Genomic DNA, 23,212 nt, shown 5'->3' on the forward strand with positions numbered 1-23,212 from the left:
TCAGGCGCTTTTTGGTTGTTTGTTTATCTTGGTCGAAAACATCCTACCCAGGAAGCGCTCTTCTCTTACTCCCTCAACGGCTCAACGACGAACCCACACCCACGAAAACAACACAAGCGCCAGATATCGTTGGCATGATGATCGACCATGCTGCGCAGCAGACGGTATGCCGGCGCGTTGAAATCCTGCCCCTCGTCGACGACCACGAACGCGAATTTGCGATCCGAATACGGACCATCAAGCAGTTTGGCCGCAAGATGCATCGCGTACGCACGGTCGTACTCCTTACGCTCGGCCATAAGCTGACGGTACCGTTCCACCACTGCCCAGACTTGCTCGCGTTGCGCCTTGGTGAGGCGTTCCCCACGTCCTCGGCGGGGAATCTCAAGATACTCGTTCAGTCCATTGATATCGTTCGCAAGTATCACCTGTTCCCATTCCTGCGCGAAAAAGTCAGCAGTCAACGCCCGTACCGACTGGTCCGATGCAACCGACTTGGCCCGAAGCCATAGATTGCCGGTCTTCTTGTACTGAATGCTGTATTTCGTATTGTCATGCAGGAACGAAAACAGCCATTGGTCAAGATTGACGACCTCGATGTGCGACAATTCCTCCTTGGTGCACAGCAGTTTCATATTGTTGAGGATGTCGTCGGCCAGATTGGTGGTGAACGTGGTCAACAGCACCTTGCGATCGCTGCCTTGCTTGATAAGACTCTGCGCCAGACGACGTGCGCGGTGCATGACGACTACGGTTTTGCCGGTGCCCGCACCTCCCGTGACTCGTGCGGGACCGGAATAATCGCCATTGACGATCGAACGTTGCGTCGGGTGCAGGAACACGCGCCATTGCGCCAGCGGCGCATTCATCAGTCGTTCGAGATCGTCGTCATCATTGATCACCATGAACTGCTGCTGCGTGCCGTTCGACGTAAGCATCGTGCGCATATCCCGTTCGGCTTGATCGTCGCCGGCCGCATCGATGAACTGCTGCGAGGATTCGGTCTGCGCAAAGCCATACGACGTGCTCTGTTTGCGTTCATCGGCAAGCGCGATGTCGATCTCGTCCTTTCCGAACCCTTCGAGGGCAAGTTCAATGCATGAACGAGCTTGAGAAGGCAACAGATGGGCCATCGTACCTGCGGCTTGCACCGAAGGCGCCCCTCGCAATACGAATATGCCATCGGAAGGCACGCCGAACCCGGTCAGATCATCGTCGCTGAACGATGCGAACGGGTCCGTGTGCGGCTCATCTCCCGATACGCCGGACAGCAGCTGTGCCAGCTGGGCCGGGTCGGGCGTATCTTCCAAACGAATGGTGTTGGTGAGCATGTCCGTGGTAATGCGATGACGTTTCACCCACTCGTAGGCATCATCATGCACCTCGTTGAGATGCAGAATCGTATAGGTGTTGGTTTTGGTCTCCTTGGCCACGATGGCCCGGCAGCCTTGGTTGTTGATTCGGATGGACCGGATCTCCCGATCTTTGGTGTTCTTCAGCGGCTCAACGTGCAGTCGCGGCAGTGCGGGATTCTCACGGAGCTGCTGGACGAATTCACGGAATGCCTTTTGCGTGCTCTTCTGGAAGTTGTTCAGTTCCGCGACCGCATTGAGGTACAGCACAATCGTCACGGGAGCGCTGTTTGTGGTTGGCATGGTATTTCACTTTCTCTTATGTGCGTACCGCTACACGTGCGGCGCCGGGCAGCTCATATCTGTTCGTAGACATGTGATTCAAGCCGACGCATTTCGTTCTCGACCAGTTCCGCCAGATTCCGGTCTTCGACTTTCAGGCCGAGTTCGATGTTGAGGTTCTCGGCGCTGTACGAGAAGTTCGCGCTGGTGACCAGCAGCAGCTGATGGTCGATGGAGAGGAATTTGGCATGGTTGCGGTAGCATTTGCCTTCCGCATATTCCTTGGTGCGAAATACGGCTGCCCGAGGAAGACCACGTGCGATGTCTTCCGGCTCCAAGCTCCTGCTGCCGCCGGTGGTCTTCCCGTCGTTTGCGGAAGCGTCGACGTAAATCCGGATGGCGACCTCGGGATGCGCCTCTGCCAAGTCCGTCAACGCCTTCCACAGTTCCGATGATTCTTGGAAGTTGTATGTCGAGCAGACGACGGAAACACGGGCGTCCTGTACCAGTCGGTTGCGCGACAGGTTGAGGTCGCCGACGTTGGCCAGCAGGTGCGGAGCGGTCCAGACAGGAGAGACTCTGGAGATATCGGAATGTGCGCCTTGGATGCCGCGCAGGCCGGCGACGGTCAACTGCCGTTGTTCGTCGCCGGCGATGCCGTATCCCGCGATCTTGAACAGTTCTCGGATATGTTTCCTGCGGGATGGTTGCACGGCACCGAGCGCTTGGGTGATCGTCTCGCCGGCTTCAAGCCGGCTGGCCATCTCCCCCGCTTCGATGCCGGTCAGATATGCTCCCAAGGCCACGAGCGCGTTCTGCCGCTGTTCGTCCATCGTCAGTCTCCGAAGAACGCAAGATCGGCATACTCGCCCGGCAGCGGTACAAGGAATCGCCGGTCAAGGAAACGGTTTGCCCGTTCGCAGGATGTTTCCGACAGCATGCAGCAGCAGTGGCAGGCCGCGCCATGCAGGAAGTCCTCGGGATCTTTCGGCACGCGTTGCGCGCACACCGGGTCCGAAGAGCAGCGGCGGATCTCCTGCAGGGTCTCGTTGAAGATACGCTCGAAACTGTCCGGTTCCGCGAGGCTGACCAGACCGCCGAGCGTGCCGTCCGAATCGGATGCCGTGGTGGCGATTAGCACACCGGCCGCGGCCGGTCGATCATCCTTGGCCGGCCACGCGTAGATGCGCTCGTTCAGGCTGGGGATGCCGTACCCGGCTGACATGGCCATCGTTTTGATGAGCGCGTGAGACAACGTGTGCACCAGCCAGTAGCGCGGCTTGGGCAAGCGATCGTCCGGGTCGATGTCCTTCGCTGTTTCGGAGAAGCGGTTGTTGAAGTTACGACGATGCGCCTGACGATGCGCTTCCCACAAATCGCTGGCCAGCACGTGCTGCTCCCACTGGGCGACTTTCTCCTCGTCCAATTGGATGAAGACGCCTTCGCCGAGATCTTCGGTGGCGGGGATCCAATCCGGCTTGTCGTGTTTGAGTCCGACGAGTCGATGACCGACATCGTTGGCGCGCTCGAAATCATCGATACGAGTGAAGCCGAGCAGCGCGTTGACCTTGCGCAGTTTGTCGACGCCGAGAATACGGGAGATACCCGCATCGGACACAGACGCGGCAACGTCCTCATGATGGACGGTGAGTTTGCTGACCGGATCGGTGTATCCGTCTCGGGAAAGATCACGCTGCAGGAACTTCCATTCAGGCACCAGAAGATCGGACGGATCCCAGTTCTTCCGCCGTTCCTGTAGTTCCTTTTCTTTGTTCTCCTCATCTTTGCTTGCTTGATAAATCAGGGATTGCAGCTCAACAGGAGATGTTATCGAATTTTTGAGATGAGCACCCGCTCTAGGATGGTGCGAGATGGTTTTGAAAATACTGTCATAATCATTGTCTTCCAACATCCACGCATTACCGCTCTCGTAAAGCAGTTTGGTTAGTTCCTCATAGAGGTCTTGTCGTTCCTTGGCTTCATCGAGTCGCGGCATGTCTACGATGCTTTGCGTCACCGGGAACCACAAGTTGGACGCGCCGATCAGCATCAGGCGAACCTGCTGATTGCAGCCGTGCTCATCATACGAGTTGAGATGCGGGAACCGGCCGCGGCATTTCGGCAGTTTCTTCTGCCCTTCCGGCCCCTGCGCTTCGCTCATGGAACGGTGCTTGCCGCAGCTTACGCACTCGATCATGGTGCCGCCGCTGGCGCCTTCGGTCATGCGTAGATCCGGGCATGCAGCAGCTGTACAGTCCTCGCCATAATGCACCCACCAGTCATAAGGGAATTCATCTACATGGCCGTTTGGGCATACCAGTAGATATCTGGCAGGAATGCACGGGCGGGCGGTTTTCTTGCCATTGCCTTTTTTCCCCTTGCAATCGCGGTGCATGAACTGCGCCTGATCGGGACGGTAACGGTTGACGTTGCGATAGCCGTTCGCAAAATCCGCGACCGGAGCCAACTTGTTGCAGCCGGTGCATCGCAGCCATTGCGGGAATACACGAGCCGGCACGCCAAGTCTTCCACCCTCCTGCGAAGGGACTCCGGAAGGTGTCGATTCACGCGGGAACGGACGCAATTCCTGCACCTGACGGCCGAGCATGATTCGCACGCTTTCCAGCAGCCGCGGCGCGTGAATATCCGGAATGTTGAAATTGGCATTGTCCCATACACGTTCCCAGGCTTCCAGCCCCATAGGCATAACCGTGAAATGCGGCAGGTCCATGATGGCTCCCGGTCCGTAGGTGTACAGCAATGTGGAGCAACGGGAAGACCCCACTTTGGCATAGTTCTTATTCTTTTGCTGGCTGTCCTGCTCCTCATCGTCGCCGAGCGGATCGACGATGGCTTCCTCGTCATAAAACAGGTTGTTGTCGTCACTCATGATCAGGCCTTCTGTTCGTTATCGTCATCGGAATCTTGGGATTGCCACGGCAGTTCTCCACCCTTGTCGACGCGGCCGAGTTTCTCGGGCAGAGGAGAGACCAGAATGTTGATCTCCGGCTGCACTTCGCGCATGGAATTGGCGACCACGAACTTGCCTCTCGTATCGGCCTGCGTCGGATCGCTCAGCTCTTCGGCAGAGCACATCAGGGGCATGAGCGTGTCGTTTCCCTCGGGAACTCGCTCGTAGACGAGCGTGCGCCCCTTGCCGCGCGCCGTTTTAGCAAGTTCCCGCCATGTAGTGAGTCGGTTGTTCAACAGTTCGGCCGCGTAGCGCGCCCGGTTGTTATCGCGGGCCGCATACTGAATGCGTTCCTCAAGTGCCTTGACGAGATATTCGAGGAACGATTGCTGCCCGTCGACTTCGCCGGCGTTGTGCTCGGGAGACAGGCCGTCTTGGACGTTCGCCTGCAGGACTCGGGCCGCGCTGACCAGCAGTCCTTCGATGCCGCGCTCCAGCGAGGTGATCGAGAACGGCGTGACGGACAGCGGCTCGACGCGTGCGTAGAACGAATCGTGGTAGGCGCGGAACTGCTCGAAATGGGCCAGGTCACGTGGACGTGCCCAATTGCCGAGCGTCACGACCAGACCGGGGCGATTGGCGTCACGCCCGACTCGGGAGGAAGCCTGAATGTATTCGGCCGTGTTCTTCGGCTGGCCCACGATCATCATCAGGCCCAGTCGCGGCACATCGACGCCGACCTGCAGCATCGACGTGGCGAGCACGGCATCGAACGGAAATTCGCCCGGACGGTATAGCGGCTTTTTGCCCTGATGCTGCAACTCGCTGTTGCGCGCCCACGCCTCAGTCGATTCGTATCTACGGTCGAACCTGATATTCATGGCGTTCAGCGTTCCCACGATGTCGGAGGACGCGATACGCGACGTCAGCTCGCCTACGTTCAGCATATTGCCTCGGGCACCACGGCGCAGAGGAAGCAGGCTGCCAAGACGGTAGCTGCGCACTCGGGTGCTGATGTCGTCCTGCATGAATCGTGCCATGCCGGCCAGTTCACGGGTGGTGGAGAAGTATCCGACCAAGGTCATGTACGGGTCGGCGGCGTTGCCGCCGTCGGGATCGTCCATGAGCCGCTGTGCGCCCTTGAGCAGGGTCGTGGCCGTATGGATTTCCGCGTTGCTCAGGCGCACGCCCGTGGCGGAGATGCCGATGTACCGACGACCGGGATGCTCGGCCGATACCGGTACTTCCTTGGAGAAGAACGTGTCGGAAGCGTCAAGCACCTGCGGCGGGAACATGGTGGTGCCGCGGGCGTACAGGTTCTTGATCTGGTCGGCGGCCTTGCGCACGGTGGCCGAGGAAGCCACGATCATCGGGCGGATGACATGCCCTTGGGCGTCCTTCCACGTGGACATGACGTCAATCCCGGCCTCGAACAGGCCGACCGTGGTGCCGAGCGAGCCTGTGATCAGATGCAGCTCGTCCTGAATGATGAGATCCGGCGGGCGCAGCCGCATCGCGGGATGCACGAGCGCCTTCGGATACCCGTCCTTTGTTCTCGGATGGCCGTCCTTGACCGAACATTCCGCGTAGTCGGCACTGCCGTCGGCGCCGAATTGCGGCACATAACCGTGCCGGTCGCATTTGCGCCCGACATAGCCGAACAAGGCGGAGGCGGCGCTTTCGCGCGCGAGACGGGCGAACTTATCGACCGTGGCGATCACGAAGGAGGGCACCAGCCGGTAGATCTCCTCATCCGTGGTGAGCACGGGGATGCCTTCTTCGACTAAACCACCCTCGGCAAACGGGCACTGGCCCATCGTGTCGGAGCAACGCACGAACACTCGCCCAATCGTCGTATCAACCTTTGGCGGATACCCTGCCAGAGAGCTGCCGCACCACGGGCAGTTCATGATCTGCAGCACACTGGGGTTCTTATCCGCGCCGCGATCGTTCAGCTGCTTGATTTCCTTATCCGCTTCCTTGACGCGCTTCGGCGTCACGTTGGTGCCGACCCATAGGCCGATGCGGAACGGCTCGTCACCCCAGATCTCCGGGTTCCGGCGGCGCTCCAGCTCGGCGGCGCACACGAGCGCCGACGCACGCTGGAACTGCTGCGAGGTGAGCAGTCGCAGCGTGTAGCGCATAAGCACGGTCACGCCCTCGTTGCCGTTCAGTTTGCCGTCGGGGCTGTCGATGATGCCCCGACGACGGCGAACGGCGAACGCGTAGGCGGCCAAACCAAGGTAGGCCTCGGTCTTGCCGCCGCCGGTCGGGAAGAACAGCAGCTGTGCCTTGGCCATCGACCATTCCGGATCGGAACGGACCTTCAGCGACGGGTCACTGAGCGCGTGCACCTGCATGAGGATGAACGCGATCTGGAACACACGCCAATGATGCGGGAACGGCGATGCTTCGACTTCTTGCTCGGCCTCGGCCATCGACAGTTTGCTGTTGTTCGCGCGTCTGGCGGCGATCTGCGTATGCACGCGCTGGTCGGCCATCACCTTGTTCATGAAGTGGAAGCAGCGCAATGCCTCCTCGTCGTGGGTGAGGAACTCGATGCCGTCGGCAAGCTGGCGCTGCACCTGCCAGGCTTCCGCGATGACCTCATCGGCGGTATCGCGCAGGTGTTCGGGCAGCCGATCGGCGATCTGCTGCTGTTCGTTCAGCCATACCGCGTACCCGTCGGCGATGGGCCGCAGACCGTTGCGCACGGTTTCGGCGTCGGCGGTCGCGAGTTCGGTCATGTCGAGAATCGTGCCCGGAACGGTTTCGGCCTTGGTCTGCGGAATATCCGCTACCGGCAGCCATGTGGTGCGCACGGTGACTGCGCGACGCGGATGGTCAGGGGAAACGTTCCAGTCCGCGGAGCAGGTACGACCGATGGCGAATTCCAGCTTGTTGCGGTATTGCAGGTGCAGCCGCTGCTCCTCCACGTCCGTCTCGTCCTCGAAGGAGGTGTCCTCCATCCAGTCGTGCACGGGCAGGAACACGGCTTGGCCGCCGGCGTCCACTTCGAGCTTGGTCTGGAACAGCCATTTGGAGACCGGGATGTTCCGCTCGGTCTCCTCGTCGTTGCACAATGCGATTTCGATGAGTCGGCGATGCCGGTCCGGTTCGTTGTACACATCGACGCGCAGTACAACCGAATCGGCGTCGGACGAGGTCACCTTGATCGACTTGGTCTGTCCCTCGCGCAGTTCGGCAAGACGGATGGTCACCGGATAGTGCATCGGCGTGCGGCGGAACTTGCGGATCTCCTTGCCGGCTTCGGTTTCCTCACCGGTTTTTTCGGAGTTGTAGACGCCCCACGAGCAGTGCACGGTGACCGTTTCCAGATCGTCGGGCACTTGGAACCGCAAGCCCATCGAAGAGGGGATCATGAGGCCACGGCGCTGCGGTTCGTCTTGGTTCTCGGAGCCGCCGCTTTCCACGTCTTCGGAGTCGTCGTCCTCTTCGTCATCGTCGTCGGCGACGGCGTCGAGGTACGGCAGTCCGCTCTTATGATCCGGGTCGCCGTTGTCCGGGCGAATACGCGTCGGCGCGATGCGACCGAGGATGTACTTCATCTTCGGGGAGACGTCCATCAGCTCATCCTCACCGTCGGACGGGCCGAGGAGTTCGCGCTCGAGAATGTCTTGCAGGTTCTCGCGCACCGTGTAGGACTTGCCGTTAAGCGGGTAATGCAGCTCGTACATCTTCGCCGGTCTTGACTGTTTCGGTTGGGTGGTGTCTGCCATCACAGTTCCTCCTGTTATTTGGCCTGCTGGTCGGATTTGGTTTCCAGTGCGTAGCGACGGTGGTTTTCTTCGAGGAGACGGTCGAGGATCTCGACGCGGGCTTCGGGGCATACCGTCCAACGGGTCATCTTGCGGTACGTGTGGAAGCCGTGCCTGAGCGGCACGTCACTCCACCCGTAGGCGGCCATAACCGTCTCGTCGAGCGTCTTGTGGATCTCGCGCAGACGAGCCACGTCCGCATCCGACGAATCGGCAAGATCGGGATCGTTGACGAGGTTGTACAGGTCGGTCAGCCCGAGGTTACGACGCAGCATGATCTCGCGGCGCTCGGTGTCGAGCGTCTTGCCAATGGCTTCGAGATCAAGATTCGATTCGGGACGTGGCAGTGTCTCGAATACATCCGACGGCGTATATCGTGGGTCTCCACGCATAGCAGATCCACGGTTAATTGCCCACATCTGATGCAGAGACGACGAAAGTACCGCTTGGATGGCATAACTGTCAGTCGCGAAAACACCCAACGCATGACTAAACACCGTTCCTGTAGGAACTCGCATCGGCATTAAGCTCTTGCTGACAAGAGCGATAACCATCACTTCGCCAAACGGTTTAATCGCTTTGCGCATGGCGGGACGCTTTTCACCATACTGCCACCATCTTTGAGGTAACGGCTTACGCAACTGGTATGAGCCGTCAGACTTCTTTCGTTGGCGCTCAGGTTTTACTAATTCCAGAATATGCTGATATGGCATCTGATAGTTCCGTGCCTTGTCCTCCGGCCAATCATTGAAGTCAATGACCCAACGTGACGCGGAGCAATCCGGGTTCTTGTTCAGGTTGTCTCCGTTGAGGTAGGGGAAGAGCACGTCCTTGTTCTTCGGATCATCAGCAATCCACCGCTGTGCGGTTTCCGGCGCAATAACGAATCCCTGGCCGAGCACAATGCATCCTTGGAATGCAATACCCAGATTTTCTGTCAATGTCTGCGGCGCTCCACCTGCCCGCCCTTCTGGCTCCAGCAATGTGGAAATACGGTTAACTTTCACGCCATCGCAGTCCTTCATGATTGCGTCATCCACGTTGCCTTTGGGCCCCCATACCACGGCATATTCCACATTAGCGCTAGCAACGGTCCATGATTGCGATTGGATGGCTCGGGTGATGGTGAACCCGCGTTCAACCATTTGGTCGAGGCCGACTTCACGAGTACTGCCCTGTGCAATGGTATTCGTAGCCAAAAGGCCGAACGTGCCACCCTTGCGCAACAGATCAAGCGCCCGAAGATAGAAATATGCGCACAGGTCGGCGCTGCCGCGGTTCCCGCCGGCGAGCACGTTCACGTACCATTCGCGCATGTTCTCGCCCATTGCGCCGGTGAGTTTCTGCCCACCCAAGAATGGCGGGTTGCCGATGATGGCGTCGAAACCGCCGTTTTCCATGACTTCGGGGATTTCGAGTGGCCAGTGCAGGCACTGCCATTGCTCGTAGTCGGTCGGCACGGTGGGTGTGAGTCCGCGCTTGACGATGCTGCGCAGCATGGCGTCGTCGGCTTCGCCGTGTGCGGGGAACGCGCGGCCGGCCGCCACGGCGAGATTGTCGTAGGCTTCGTCCAGCTGCTTGCCGGGTTTGCCGCCAACCTGCAGTCCGGCGGCGATCACGCCGTCGGCGATCAGCCGCACCTGGGCCAAGGCCTCCGCGATCGCATGCATCTGCCTGCGCTTCGCATTGGCGGATCGTTGCGGATCATCGTTGTTGATCTCGTCGGACAGCTGGTCGCGCAGTCGTCGTACCTTGCGCAGGATGCCGTCCACGTCCACCGCCTCGACCATATCGCCACCGGCGATGTCGAGGAACAGGCTACCCTGTGCATGCTGTGGCTTGGCGTCGATGCGCATGGTCTTGACCTGCGCGAGGTTGGTCACGCCGAGCAGCGAGTTGCCGTGGAAGATCTTGTTGTCCACGAAGCTGAATGGCAGGTGCGGGTCGAGCGAGACGAGCCAGAGCGACAGCTTGCACATCTCGACGGCCATCTCGTTGATGTCCGCGCCGTACAGGCATTTGGCTACGACCTGACGCATGGCCTTGTTGCGCACCTGTTCCGACGTGCCGTCCGGCGTCGTGCCCTCGCGGCGCCATGCCTCGACGAGCCGGTCGGCCAAGTATCGGCCGGCGGCCACGAGGAACGCGCCGGAACCGCACGCGATGTCGGCCACATGCAGGTCAAGCAGGTCGTCGGATGAGATGGGCTTCCACTTGTCGCGGTCGTTGGTCTGGTATGGTCCGGGCTTGTAGACGAGCGGTTCGAGCGCGTAGCGCACCACGTCCTCGGCCAGGGTCTTGGGCGTGTAGTGGGCGCCGGCGTTCTTGCGCGACGGGGTTTCGGTCACGTACAGGTCGCCCTTGAGGAACACGACGGGCTTGCCGCGCAGGTCGCGGCGGATCAGGCCCAGCCACGGGCGCAGCCGATCCTGCAGTGCGACGTCATGGGTGACGGACAGCAATGCGCGTTCGCCGTCGTCCGGTTCCTTGCCGGCGATCATCTTGGCCATCGCGCTGGTTGTCGGAGCCTTGGACGCGGTGGCATTGTCCTTCATCCAAGCGGCGATGGCGGCGGCGCGTTTGCCGCCCTTGGCATCGGATGCCGTGAGGTCCGCGGTGAGCTGTTCGAGGGTTGCGAGCGGCATTTCCGGTTCCGAACCGATCGTGCCGTTCAGGCCGAGCACGGTATCGTCGCTGCGCCGGCAGGTGTAGCCGAGCAGGCCCTCGTAGATGTAACCGATCTGTTCCACGTCGATGTCGCGGAAGGAGATACGACGGGCCTCTCCGTTCACGTTGGCGATCTGCACGGCTCGCAGCACGTGGTACATGACACGATCGGGCACGCTCAATGCCAGTTCGCCACGCTCGTTGATCGCGGTCAGGAACGGGTGTCGTTCCGGATCGAACACGGAACCGCCATAGGCGGGCAGTCGCATGTCCTCGAACGTTGCGCCATAGTACAGGGCCTGCGAGGTGGCGAGCAAACGATGCCAGACCATGCTCGTGCCGTCCATCGACTCCTCGCCGTCCACACGCGCACGGTCATCCAATTGGTCAAGCACGCCGGCCAGACCGTACCCGCTCTCGAACAATTGGCTTTGCGGCAGCAGACCGCGTTCCTGCGCGAACAGAAGGAACACGACGCGCATCATCATCGTGACGGTCGCCTCATAGATCTCCTCGCCGTCCTCAGGTAGGGGGTCAGGCAAGCCGTCTTCGCGGGCGCGTGCAGATGCCTCGCTGAACGCGGCGATCACCAATTCCACCGCCTGACGCACCTGGCTGCCCAGAGCATCGGTCACTTCCTCGGCGGCGGTCACCGATTTGGCGAACAGGACAGGCAGAAGGTTCTCCTCCGCGCCGGTCAGCAGCCGGCGGACATCCAACAGCGCCGCGAACGCGTCGCGCACGGCCGGGGTGTCGATCCACATCTGCGAGTCGAACTGTCCCCATGCCGCCGACCCGCTCTTCGGGGCGCTCACGATCGCCCACCAGCGGCCGTCGGTCACCACGCCGATCGAACAGGCCGAATCCTCGACGCGCAGCATGTTCTCCATACGGTCGAGCGCGTTGGCCGACCAACCGTCGCCAAGATCGTCGCTCAACGTGCCCTGCACCGGATCGACCGTCAGCACCAGCGCGCCGACGCGGTCACCCAACCGCATCATGCCGGTCGGCTCCACCTGAATGGCTTCGTTCGGCGACGTGACGCGGTAGGCCGCCGCATCCGCGGAACCAGCGGACAACGGAACATACGTGTGCTCCCATTCGAGCATGTCGCGCAGCACGAACTCCACCCATTCATCTCGCTGCTCCCGATACCTATTCAACCAGTTCTCGCGAGACTGCGGGTCGTCCTTCGCGAGCGAACGGTACCAGTCGTCCCACGTCTTCTCGAACTTTGTCTTGCGATCGCGCAATTCGGCCAGAACGGCACCACCGTCCTGACGCTGGCGGATCGAAGGCATGCCTTGAGGCCATGCCTTCTTGAGCGGCGGAATGGCCAGGAACGGTCCATCGGTCGTGACCAGTTGCAGCCAGTTGCGATGCATCTGCGCCGCGCTCATCTGGTCTGCGCCCCTGCGACCTTTCCGAGCGGTGCGTCGTGTTGCGGCCATTAGCGGTCCTCCTCCCACATGCGTGCGTCCTGCTCGCTGACGGCGAATACCAGCGCCGCGATCGACGTGTATGGCTTGACATCCATATACCGGGTGCGGATCATGTCAAGCTCCCGCTGCTCTTCCTCATCCAGCGAATCGAGACGATCCTCCATCTTGCGGATATCGCGCTGACGCTGGCGCTTCTCATCATCGCTGAGCAGATCAAGCATCAGCTGCCCCTGCTGTTCCTCATCCTGATCGCGCAACTGTTTGAGCGAGTCACGCAGATTCTCGCGGAACTGCTCGAAAATGCCCTTGGCACGGTTCAGGTCGGCGTCACGCCGCGCCTCCAGGTTCGTAGCGCTGCGCTGCTGCAACGTTTCGGCCTGACGGTTGACGGCATCCTCAAGACGCGTGCGCAGACGACCGTTATTGGCCATCCACGCCTCACTCAGATGCTCCAATACCGCCGGATCGGCGATCTCGAGCCGATGAGACGCATCGAGCGCGGTGGCGAGCAGATCCTGTGCTTTGTCGCCGGCCATGTTCTGCGCGCCGAACCGCAGACCCGTGACGAACACCTCCTCATGCACGCGCAAGCCGCCACGGCCGACCAGCACCATGCGGGACACGGCCGCCGCGCATGTGTATTCCAGATCCGGCACGACGACCGCCGTGACGCGATGCAGCTTCGACTCCTGACCGTACAGGTTGCCGCGCAGCACGCGGGCGGCCTTGGACATCAGCTCGCTGCCCAGATGCTCATACGCCACATCGGGATACCGCTTGGCGATATCCGGGTCGAACGTGATCGGACGGATCACCGTCGGATCGAGCAGCGTGCGCAATCCTTCGGCAATCGGCTGCCAGCTGCGGTTGAGATCCGGTAGACGGAACACGCCCTCCTCCGGCTGACCGTCATGCTCGACCGGGATCAGCTGCGGCTGGTTCGTCAGTTCCAGTGCAGTGTCGGCCACGCGTAACTCGGCTTCGGGCGACAGGTGCATCGCCCTTTTGCTCGCGTCATACTCCTGCGCGAGATGGGTGAGCTGCTGGTTCAGTTCCATGCTGCCCGCAAGCGTGCGGTTGATCGCATCATTCGCCCGCCGCGCCAGCTCATCGTTCGCAGACGCCTTCACCGCGTTCTTCGTGTGCAGGAACCGGTCCGCGATCTCACGGTCGACCAACGGGTTCACGGTGCCCAAATCCTGCATTTCGATGGAGACCTTCTGCGCGAGACGCTGCATGAACTCCACATCGCCGTTATACAACGCGCTCTTCGTGTTCTCCGGGCGGAAATAGTAGATCTCCGGCGTCTGCGTCTGGCCGTACCGGTCGATGCGTCCGATGCGCTGCTCAAGCCTGGACGGGTTGAACGGCACATCGAAGTTCACCAGACGATGGCAATACGTCTGCAGATCAATGCCCTCGCCGGCCGCATCGGTGGCCAGCAGCACGCGAATCGGCTCCTTCTTGGGATCCGCGTTGAACTGGGCTCGGATGCGTTCGCGGTCCTCCGCGGATGTGGCGCCGTTGATGACCGCCAGACGATCCGCGGAATAACCACGCGACTCGAGCACCATCTGCATCCAGTCCAATGTATCCGCATACTCAGTGAACACGACCACACGCTCGTCGTTCCACTGCTTGCGACCATCCGGACGGCAGACCGAATCCAGCCAGTCGATCAACGCCTGCAACCGCGAGTTCGGCTTGCCCTCAAACCCGCGCGCCCACGAAGACAACTCGTCCAACTGGCCTTCCTTCGCGGCCTCAAGCGGATTATCCGCCTTGCCCTTGCGCAACGCCTCAAACTCGGGCTGGTCCTCGAGCCCTTCCTCCTCATCCGACTGGCCGGAACCCATGACCTCTGCGTAATAGCCGTCATCGAACGGATCCCAATCATCGGAATCAGGCTCATCCATGAAACGACCCAACGTGACCGCGAACGCCCACGGGCTCGACAGCAGACGCTTCTTGAACAGCAACGCCGTCACGCCAAGCGAACGCTTCCCCTGCTGTTCCTTTCTCGTGGTCTCGAGAATATCGTCCAGCAGCTGGTAGTGCTCTTCCTCAAGTTCGGTCGGTGTGAACGGAATGGTCTCGATCTTGCGCGCCTTGAAGTTCAGATCGCTGATCTGCGTCTTCAACCGGCGCACGGTCACCTCGTCCAACGCCTTCTCGTCAATGCCCGCGCCACGGGTGAAACGACGGGAATCCACCATCTCCAGCAACGCGGTGAACGATTCCGAATACCCGTTGTGCGGGGTTGCGGACAGGAACAGGCGATGCTCGCAATGCTCGGCCAGACGGCGCACGGTCTCCGTACGCTTGGAATCCACCGCATAGCCACGCGCCTTGCCCGTCATGTTCGGAGCGGCCGGCGCGACGTGATGCGCCTCGTCGACGACCAGCAAATCGAACGAATACCTGCGGGCGCTGTTCACACGCCCCGCATCCGCATACACCTCCTCGAACAGACGCTGCGCGCGAATCGACGGCACCCATGCCATCGACACGATCACGCGCGGGAACAGGCGGAACGGATTCGATCCCAACCCATACTGGCGACGCGCATCAGCCAACGCCTCGGAGTTGACGATGACGAAGTCCAAGCCAAACTTCTCACGCATCTCCTCCTGCCACTTCAGGCACAACGACGGCGGGCACACAATGATCACCGTACGGGCACGATGCCGCAGCAACAGCTCCTGAATCACCATGCCGGCCTCGATCGTCTTACCCAAGCCGACGTCATCGGCCAGCAGCAGGTTCGTACGCGGAGCAGCGATCGCACGACGCAACGGCTCCAACTGGTACGGCTCCAGATTCGCACCGGTACGGAACGGCGCCTCAAACTTTTTGTCGTCCGCACTGGTCACCGAACCCCACCGCATCGCATCCACGAACGCACCCAAACGATTCGGATCGTCGAACGAATCAACACTGATCACATCAGGCAAGCCACGGCTCGGGACCACGGTCTGACCGCATTCCAGCTCCCAGATCACCGACAGTTCCTCGCCCATGCGATCCTCTTCCAAGGACTGCAACGACACGACATGCTGACGGCCACCACGCGACTCGTCCGCAGGGCTACGGGACAACCCCTGCTCGGTCACATCCGTAACCGCCCACGTGGCACCACGCACCTCAACGATATTGCCAACTTCCGGCAACGCGGGCATCGTCTGTGTCTGCCGCATATCGGTGTCTGCCACTGCCATATTCCTCTCCGTTTCCTACTCGCTTCTGTCCTCATTCACCCGGTTGACGCTGACCGAGAATGAACCAGAACGGCTGCTGCGTGCTGCTTGGGGACAGCGCCACACTGATCGTGTATCGTCCCTGCCTATCCTTACCGGACACATCGGTGAAGGTCTGCTCCGCGATACCGGAATTGCCGGTATGCCCCTTACGGAACCGCCGCAATGCCAGTCGTTCCACATCCAACAGATCCCCATACTCCTGAGACCAATTCGAATATGCACGAACCTTCATCTCATCCTGCTCCCGATCCACCATCGTCAGCCACGCTCCGGGTGGTAGAAGCGGTGCGATTCTTCTCACGACTGCTGGGCGTGACGCACGGACCAACTGATACAGCTTCGCTGCCACGTCAGCTTTCCAGCTGTTCTCCCTCACTCGGTCAATCAGGTAATCCGGCATCAAGGCTTTGGAAGCGAAAAGGTTACATGCCGTTTCCTCGGCTTCCTTGGCCGTCACCTTGTCGTCAAAGACGTACAGGCGCATCCACAGATCGAGGTCCGTATGCTGCAAGTAATGACCTAATTCGTGGAGCAGCGTGAAGTAATCGCGTGGCGGGTATCCGCACTCGTTCACCACCAACAGGTACCGGCCGCCAGACTGCTCGGAGCATACGCAGAAGCCTGCCGGGCCGGTATTGTCATTATCGTCCGTGCTCGCGGCTTCATCTGAATTCTGTTTGTTCCGGCGAACTATCACTCGGTCATCCCAATGACGCGGAATACGGAACGGGTCATGCAGGCAGTCGTCCTGGAAGTCCTGATGCATTCGCATAGCCGTTGCGAGCATTCCCTCGACTTGCTCAACGACCCATTGATATGTGGATTCCTGCATGACCCGTTACTCCTCAATAAGGTGACACGAATGTAGTTTCGTCGGCCGGTCAGTCTTGCGCGACCTTCTTGATCAATCCGCGCCAGGAATCCCGACCGTACCCGCTTTTGCGAGCAGCCAGAACGAACGCGTCCTTGGCCAAGTTGATGCGCGGATCACCATCACGACCGACCGAATACTGTTGCGCCATCTGCCGATATGCCGGCTGCTCGATTTCGATCAACAGATCCTTCGGCAAATGGAACGAACGCGAACGGAACTGTTCCGTATGCACGCCGGCGTCCGCCAGCTGCTGTTCCTGCTCAGGGTTTAGGGCAAGATTGCCATCAACAACGGCGGCGGCATCCTCGAACGACAGTCCCAGCACCTCCACCAAAGAGCGAACATACAAGGCACGCGCGGGCGTCGTCGACGAACGTTCCTCGTCCGAGTGCAGCTTCGGCAGCTGCGCGCACATGGCGTGCCAAGCTTCCATGTGACGGCGGACTTCGACGATCTCCCGTTCCGCGGATGTCATCGGATCCTCCGGCGCAGTCGCACGTTCCACGCCAAGCGATTTGTCGTCACGGTCGCTGGCCAGCGCGTCGGCCACGGCCTTCTCAAACTCGTCCAGCGGCTTGAACAGTATGCGAACCGGCACTTCGGCTGCCAGTTCAGGCCACGCGACCATAGGCCGACCCAACGGAGTGCGCTGAACTATCAGCGAGCCTTCGGTTCGCACAGCCGTATTGTTGCTCATCGGGATCACCGTGATGATGCGCGCATCATCGCTCACACCGCTGACCAGCACATACTGGGCGCCGGCATCGGTCTTCGCCATCCACAGCTGCCCAGCCGCCACCGGCTGCTGCAGTCGCTCTGCAATGTGCTTCGGATCTTCCAAACGAATGACCTCGCTCGGGATCTCGACTGCGGGAAGCGCAAACCGGTGCTTCTTCGTATCATGAGTGTGTTCTACCATGATTCACCTTCCACGTCGATTAGTAGGTATAACTGGTGGTTCCGCGTTCGCCGGACATGATGCCTTCCTGGCTCCAGTCCACATCGTCCATTTCCTGAACGTTGACATCCGAACCATCCTGGACCATGTACGGGTGCAATCCGACGATAAGCCGCGTCAGAACATTGATCTCCACCGCTCCCTGCGCGGTTTGCAGAATATCATGCAGACAGGCAACCATCGGAGCTCGCGCTAATTGGGGCATGTACGATCGCTTCCCCTGTCGGAATTCGTCATATTTCCGATCTTCAGGCCACTTGATGAGCGTCTTGTGACGCCGTGCGGTCGGACGCAGTTCCTCTTCCGTGAGGTCGGAGCGAATAGAAGAACAGGTCAGCAGATGCCACAGGTTGGTTTCCGGCACCTTGGCGAACTCTTCCTTATGATTCTCCATATCCTTTTCGACGACACGTCTTATTCGACCGAATTCAGTTTGGTCGAACAAATTGCCGAACCACTGTTTCGCCGACCCCAACACATTCCTCTCGAATTCCTCATCGGTTTCGCATGAATCGAAGAGCTCATCGAGTTTGGGATTATATGTGGAAACGACATCGGGAATGCCATCGACCAAGGATTCCATCTTTTCCTTCGTGTTGCTGAAGATAAAGGTGAAAGCCCATCTGTCTGCATTGTTTCCATATCGAGAAGCAACTGCAGGATACTTCTGCAACTGCCGGGAAAAGTAGCTCTCTAGGAGTTCATACAGTGCCCAGTAATTGCGATTGTCGAGAGCTTCCCTGTTGTACTTCGCTGTCATAATCCCTCCCGCTGAACGGCAATCGCTTTTCAGTCTACTACCGAGTTCAGCGGAACCGAGGCAAGCCAAGCAGGCCGGCGTCTACAGTGCGGGAGCAATCACTTATCGTTGCGTTCGTACTCCAGATGAAAGACGCTTTCTTCATCGATGCGCAGAGGAATCGGGGCGGCCAAGGCTTTGCTGCACACGATGCTGAAGCCTTGCCAGCCCGCTCGTTTGGCATCCGGGCCCAGCGGTTCTCTCGGCTGGAACATCTCCCGTGTCTGCATCTCTTGGGGAAGGAAGAAGATTTTCGCATTGTCATCGGCATCCGCCAGAACAATGTACAGGCTGAAATAGATGCCAGCGTCCATCCGTTCCTTCTGCGGCCCCCATGCGGCGCCCGGAATCGTCCCGTCAAAATGATCCGGCAGTTCCTGCACGCGCTTGCTCTTCACCTGAGCAAGGAATCCGCAGAAGTCGCAGATGACGTCCACGCACTTGAAGTTCTGCCGTAATAGGCACAGTTTTCCGGTCTTGCACTTCGGACAAGGGATGTGCTTCGCGATCAGCAGTTCTCCTGCAGTGCCGAATGCTTTCTTGTCAGATGACATTTGTTGTACCTCGTTTCACTCAGGATTCTTTTACCCGTCTGGTAAAGAATCGTTTGTTCCTTTACACTTTCTTTAACCGGACAATCACGGCTTCCCGCACATTCACACAAAGAAAACCACGTCATTCCAACGGTTTGTTCGGCGTGTCGCGGCGGGGTTCAGAAGCCGAATCGACCCCATTCGATGAGGAACGTGTGGAATACATCACGACGCTGCGCAGGGGTCTGCTGCGCAGCGAAGTAGGTGCTGTGAGCCATTGCGTCGACGATGTCGTGCAGGACGAGCGCGAAATGCTTCGGGCAGTAGAACCGCTTCTCTCCGTTCCCCGACGTGACCAGCCAGAAACGTGCGATCTGATCACATTCGCCGATGTAGAACTGGCAAAACTCATCGTGCGGACCATCGCCGCCTTCATCGAAATAGCCGCCGTGGATGATGTCGTCGAAATCGTCCTCGATCTGCTCCCAGTCCTCGACGGACAGCGACGTCTGGACACGTTCGATCGTCGCCGTTGATGCCATAGCCATATCAGTCAGTTCCTTTCCTTGAGATTGGTATTGCCGCCATTGCCACCATGAGACTGTGCGAACGGGTATCGCGGCATGTTGTTCAGCAGATCATCCTGTGTGAAGAAACCCTGTTCCAGTTTTTCGATCACATCCAGGCAGCCGGCGATATCCCGTTCGACGTCATCCTCGTTGAGCACAACCTCCGTATCGAAGTATTCGGGGTACCGGTTCATACGGTCGCGCATGGCGATGCCGTCGTACACGGCGATCTCCACGCCGGAGCCATCTCCGAAATACATCCACGACACCACACAGCCGGACGGCAACGGCAGCACCAAGCCGGAACGCTCCTCCACCAAAGCGACAACGCCCTTCTCGCGCCGGCCGCGCGGCTTGGCCAGCATGTTGCGTGACTCGAGGTCGTCAAGCCTCATCGCGGAGAAATACTGGTGCGACGCGTCCCAATCGGGAACGATCCGCCCGTCATCCAAAACCGTATAGCGCAGGAACAGGTCAGCGAGGCAATGATTGTTGCATGGAGCGCAGCGCCGCAACCCGCTGATGTCGAACGCCCATCCGTTGCCCGATCCCCACCGTTGGTCGCGGACCATATCCGCCGAATCATCCCATTTATGTTCGATCAGCCGGCAATCGCAGGGCACACCCCACTGGTCGCGAGCGCGGTTCTGAAACGGGGCGAACGGTCGGATTGTGAACTTCGGCATGATCCTGCCGATCCGATCGAACTGCTTCTGCAAACGCGACGGGTATCCCGCTAAGGTCGTGTCGTCCACCCAGATCAGTCCCTGCGCACTGCAAGGGGTATCGGCAATGATGTCTCCGTTCTGGTTCATCAGAATCTCCTTAGCGATTCCTGTTTTCTCGGCCGGCGGATACCGGCATTAATATGTACCGGACACATTCATCGACTAAGGATGCATATGGCGAAAAAAGCGGCATATTGCGTTAACCACGCCCCTTGATCTCAGCAGATTTCACGCACTATCACCATGAGCTCCAACAACATGCGCGGTTCATACCGTCGATTTCGTGTAGTTTCGGCAATGTCTATACCGCCGATTTCGTGTAAAAACAGGGGTCCGTATACCGTCGATTTCGTGTATGGAGGCCGACGGCGAGCGCGTGCGGATACCGCTCTATATGGCCCACTGCCTATAAAAGGGCCCTGTTGCTGCAATGCGCACGCCACGAAGGCGCGGCGCAACGGTAACAGGGCCGAACTGGTTGAACGCGCGAACGATCGCAGGTTACTGCCTCTGCTGGTAGAAGGCCTCCTGGGTGGAGTCGTTGACCAGGATCGCGGCGGGAGCGCTGATGAACTTCGAGTCGTAGCCGCCGCCGATGGCCTGATTGCGGATATCCTCGCCGATCTTGGACGCGGCGTAGCCCTTGGGATACACGGTGAACGTGCCGCAAGGGGTCATGCCGTACGCGTCGCCGGTGGTGTATCGCTTGCCGTTTTCGATGCGCTCGTCTCCCTTGGTGCCTTCCACCGTGAGCGAGTCCGAAACGCAGACCAAGTCGTAGGAGCCGTTACCATACTTGGTCACCGACTTGAACCGACCCGAGAACTTCGCCTCGTCCCGCGTGCCCTTGGGGTAATCGTCGCCGATGTCGCCCAAGTTGTCGTCGTGGTAGTAGCCCGTGAACGTGCCGTCGTCCTTCAGCCACAGCGTCGTATCCCATGCGCCGGCGCCGGACGAGAACATGTACGTTCCGGCGAGTTCCTTCCACGTGGCGTCGGACTTGGAGTCCGCACCGGACGAACCGCCGTAGGAATGAACATCGTCATCGGCATCGCTGTCGACCGTACCGTCGGAGGAAACGGTACCGTCGATCAGGCTCCAGTCGATCGGGGTTTCGACCAGATAGTAGACGTTCTTCTTGTTCGGAGCCTCCTTGAACTTGACCATCTTGCTGTCGGAGAACGGAATGTACGGGTTGTACTGCGGACCGGTCGCCTTGCTGTCGATGGCCACCGGCTTGTAGTCGGAATTGTCGCGCTTGATGACGTACGGGCGATCCTTGTCTGGCTGGTAGTCGGACGTGTTCGTGAAGTAGCCGCTCGATTCGATCGCGGACAGGTCCGCGTCGACCGGCATGTACACGAAGAAATCCGTGGCTTTATAGATCAGGCCGCTGCTGCGCTGCGTACCGTCACCCTTGGCGAGGTGGCCGTTGTCGCAGTAGATGTAGCCGGGGCCGGTCGGGGCGAGATCGTCTCCGCAGTATGCGGTGCCGAGTCCCTTAAACAACTCAAATGCTCCGGTATCGCCGGAGATCAGGTTGTTCTTCAACGTGGACGACTGTGCGTCCTTGGCATCGATCTGATTAGTGGGGGTGCACCCGTTCACATTCTGGGCAACGCCACACAGATTCAGGCTGTCAGTCTTGTTCCATTCGCCGCTCACGTAGTAGGTGGTGTCACTCTGCTGCGATTCGTCCGTGCTCATGGTGACGCAGTCACCATCCTCAGTGCAATATCGTCCAGCCAAACGATCAGTGCGCAGCACATCCTTGGAATCGTTCCCGTCGTAGCCCTTAACTCCGGACAGCACGTCGTACCGACCGCTCGCGTCGACGCCGTAATACAGCGTGACATCGGTCGCATCGGTCTTGACACCGATGCCGGGATTCGCGCCCACGATCTTGCCGAGATACTGCCTGCTGCTGAACCGCGGCTCGAGCGTGACCGTATAACCCTTGCCCGTCAGTTCGCTTTCGGCCTGGTCCTTATCCATGCCGGCGATCTCCACGGGCACGCCGTCACCTTCGACGCCCACACCGATGTGAATACCCTCATCCGTGTCGGTGACGGGCTGGCCGTCGGCCGGCATGGTGACGGACACCTTACCAGGATTCTCGGAGACGACCTCATGTTCGGTAACCTTCACGCCCATATCCTTGAGCGCGGACTCGGCCTGCTTGGCGGTGGAACCGACCGTCCCCTTGGGCACGCCGGGGCCGAGCGATTCAAGCACCGTGACCTGGCTGCCCTTGTCGATGCGTTCGCCGGACTTCGCGCCTTCCATGCCGATGTAGCCGCCCTTGCGGATCGCGCTGTACTGCTGCTTCTTTTTGACGATGAAGCCCTTGTCGGTCAGCTGCTTGGCCACATCGTCCGCATTGGACGCCTCGACCGTCGGTACGGTCTGCGGGCCCCACAGCTCCATCTTGTACGTGACGAACGTGGCCACGCACACCGCCACCGCAATAAAAGCCGCAACGATGGAGACGATCATCACGACCGGCGGCTTGCGTTTCGACACAGCACCGGCCGACGAGACCGACGCGTCGGACGCCTCGTCATCATCAGCCACCCGCTCCAGCGGAATCGCCGCGGGAGACCGTGTCTGGTCAGGGATTGACCGAGCCGGCACGGTCGGGCCAGGCACTTCCAGCGGACGACCACAGCTGGTACAGAATCGTGAGCCATCATCATTGCTTGCTCCACATTGGGCGCAGATTTTCATGGCCATGCTTCCTTTCTCTGTTCTCGTCTTCGCTGACAAACCGGTTCTTGGCCGGCCTGTCAACCGTTCTATCAGATCGACCGGGCCGATACACCGTCTCGTTCACGCATGGACGGTGTTCAACCTGATCGCATCTCTATCCGAATGAACCGGACAATCGCGCGACGCGCCGAGGAATCGTTGCTATTGCAAGCATGTCGAGCATCCACAAGCAGCCGGCAGAACCTTGTCCGGTTGAGACAGGCAGAGGCGATCGGAACAGCCGATCACGGCAGAGCATCACGCCGTTGTCCGGTATCCATCAATATCGGTCAACGTCAACACGCAGAAA

Annotated in this window: 13 protein-coding genes and 1 pseudogene; all 14 read right to left on the reverse strand. The window is 59.7% G+C overall.

What is annotated here, in order from left to right; genetic code table 11:
* Positions 1–65 precede the first annotated feature (65 nt).
* Complete coding sequence (locus AC1A0G_RS09435; RefSeq protein WP_476529216.1) at positions 66–1,655, reverse strand: UvrD-helicase domain-containing protein; 1,590 nt, start codon at positions 1,653–1,655, stop codon at positions 66–68.
* Between the two features lie 53 nt (positions 1,656–1,708).
* On the reverse strand, positions 1,709–2,467 hold the full coding sequence (drmC, locus tag AC1A0G_RS09440; RefSeq protein WP_476529218.1) for a DISARM system phospholipase D-like protein DrmC: 759 nt from the start codon (positions 2,465–2,467) through the stop codon (positions 1,709–1,711).
* A 2-nt stretch (positions 2,468–2,469) separates the two neighbouring features.
* The gene (gene drmB, locus AC1A0G_RS09445) at positions 2,470–4,524 is read right to left on the reverse strand and encodes a DrmB family protein (protein ID WP_476529219.1); all 2,055 of its coding nucleotides are present in this window, start codon (positions 4,522–4,524) and stop codon (positions 2,470–2,472) included.
* 2 nt (positions 4,525–4,526) lie between these two features.
* The gene (gene drmA, locus AC1A0G_RS09450) at positions 4,527–8,285 is read right to left on the reverse strand and encodes a DISARM system helicase DrmA (RefSeq protein ID WP_476529221.1); all 3,759 of its coding nucleotides are present in this window, start codon (positions 8,283–8,285) and stop codon (positions 4,527–4,529) included.
* A 14-nt stretch (positions 8,286–8,299) separates the two neighbouring features.
* On the reverse strand, positions 8,300–12,442 hold the full coding sequence (locus AC1A0G_RS09455; protein WP_476529223.1) for an Eco57I restriction-modification methylase domain-containing protein: 4,143 nt from the start codon (positions 12,440–12,442) through the stop codon (positions 8,300–8,302).
* On the reverse strand, positions 12,442–15,651 hold the full coding sequence (gene drmD, locus AC1A0G_RS09460; RefSeq protein WP_476529225.1) for a DISARM system SNF2-like helicase DrmD: 3,210 nt from the start codon (positions 15,649–15,651) through the stop codon (positions 12,442–12,444). The genes AC1A0G_RS09455 and drmD overlap by 1 nt, the downstream gene beginning before the upstream one ends.
* Positions 15,652–15,682: 31 nt before the next feature.
* Positions 15,683–16,525 carry an ImmA/IrrE family metallo-endopeptidase gene (locus tag AC1A0G_RS09465; RefSeq protein WP_476529227.1) on the reverse strand — a complete coding sequence of 281 codons (843 nt, stop codon included), beginning with the start codon at positions 16,523–16,525 and terminating at the stop codon, positions 15,683–15,685.
* A gap of 49 nt (positions 16,526–16,574) precedes the next feature.
* The gene (locus tag AC1A0G_RS09470) at positions 16,575–17,486 is read right to left on the reverse strand and encodes a hypothetical protein (RefSeq protein ID WP_476529229.1); all 912 of its coding nucleotides are present in this window, start codon (positions 17,484–17,486) and stop codon (positions 16,575–16,577) included.
* A 19-nt stretch (positions 17,487–17,505) separates the two neighbouring features.
* A complete protein-coding gene (locus AC1A0G_RS09475) occupies positions 17,506–18,285 on the reverse strand; it encodes a hypothetical protein (protein ID WP_476529231.1) in 780 nt (259 codons plus the stop codon).
* A gap of 98 nt (positions 18,286–18,383) precedes the next feature.
* Positions 18,384–18,878 carry a DpnI domain-containing protein gene (locus tag AC1A0G_RS09480; protein WP_476529233.1) on the reverse strand — a complete coding sequence of 165 codons (495 nt, stop codon included), beginning with the start codon at positions 18,876–18,878 and terminating at the stop codon, positions 18,384–18,386.
* A gap of 158 nt (positions 18,879–19,036) precedes the next feature.
* Positions 19,037–19,405 carry a hypothetical protein gene (locus AC1A0G_RS09485; protein WP_476529235.1) on the reverse strand — a complete coding sequence of 123 codons (369 nt, stop codon included), beginning with the start codon at positions 19,403–19,405 and terminating at the stop codon, positions 19,037–19,039.
* A gap of 5 nt (positions 19,406–19,410) precedes the next feature.
* Entirely contained in the window at positions 19,411–20,241 is an 831-nt protein-coding gene (locus AC1A0G_RS09490; protein WP_476529237.1) for a hypothetical protein, read from the reverse strand.
* Positions 20,242–20,655: 414 nt separating this feature from the next.
* Entirely contained in the window at positions 20,656–22,728 is a 2,073-nt protein-coding gene (locus AC1A0G_RS09495; protein WP_476529281.1) for a protein kinase family protein, read from the reverse strand.
* Between the two features lie 84 nt (positions 22,729–22,812).
* Positions 22,813–22,887, reverse strand: a pseudogene (locus AC1A0G_RS09500) (zinc-ribbon domain-containing protein); the annotation flags it as partial.
* Positions 22,888–23,212: the final 325 nt, after the last annotated feature.

This window comes from Bifidobacterium sp. LH_230, assembly GCF_056357555.1.

Coding starts and splice junctions, on each gene's coding strand:
- AC1A0G_RS09435 (WP_476529216.1), bottom strand. CDS start 1,655: ATGCCAACCACAAACAGCGCTCCCGTGACGATTGTGCTGTACCTCAAT.
- drmC (WP_476529218.1), bottom strand. CDS start 2,467: ATGGACGAACAGCGGCAGAACGCGCTCGTGGCCTTGGGAGCATATCTG.
- drmB (WP_476529219.1), bottom strand. CDS start 4,524: ATGAGTGACGACAACAACCTGTTTTATGACGAGGAAGCCATCGTCGAT.
- drmA (WP_476529221.1), bottom strand. CDS start 8,285: ATGGCAGACACCACCCAACCGAAACAGTCAAGACCGGCGAAGATGTAC.
- AC1A0G_RS09455 (WP_476529223.1), bottom strand. CDS start 12,442: ATGGCCGCAACACGACGCACCGCTCGGAAAGGTCGCAGGGGCGCAGAC.
- drmD (WP_476529225.1), bottom strand. CDS start 15,651: ATGGCAGTGGCAGACACCGATATGCGGCAGACACAGACGATGCCCGCG.
- AC1A0G_RS09465 (WP_476529227.1), bottom strand. CDS start 16,525: ATGCAGGAATCCACATATCAATGGGTCGTTGAGCAAGTCGAGGGAATG.
- AC1A0G_RS09470 (WP_476529229.1), bottom strand. CDS start 17,486: ATGGTAGAACACACTCATGATACGAAGAAGCACCGGTTTGCGCTTCCC.
- AC1A0G_RS09475 (WP_476529231.1), bottom strand. CDS start 18,285: ATGACAGCGAAGTACAACAGGGAAGCTCTCGACAATCGCAATTACTGG.
- AC1A0G_RS09480 (WP_476529233.1), bottom strand. CDS start 18,878: ATGTCATCTGACAAGAAAGCATTCGGCACTGCAGGAGAACTGCTGATC.
- AC1A0G_RS09485 (WP_476529235.1), bottom strand. CDS start 19,405: ATGGCTATGGCATCAACGGCGACGATCGAACGTGTCCAGACGTCGCTG.
- AC1A0G_RS09490 (WP_476529237.1), bottom strand. CDS start 20,241: ATGAACCAGAACGGAGACATCATTGCCGATACCCCTTGCAGTGCGCAG.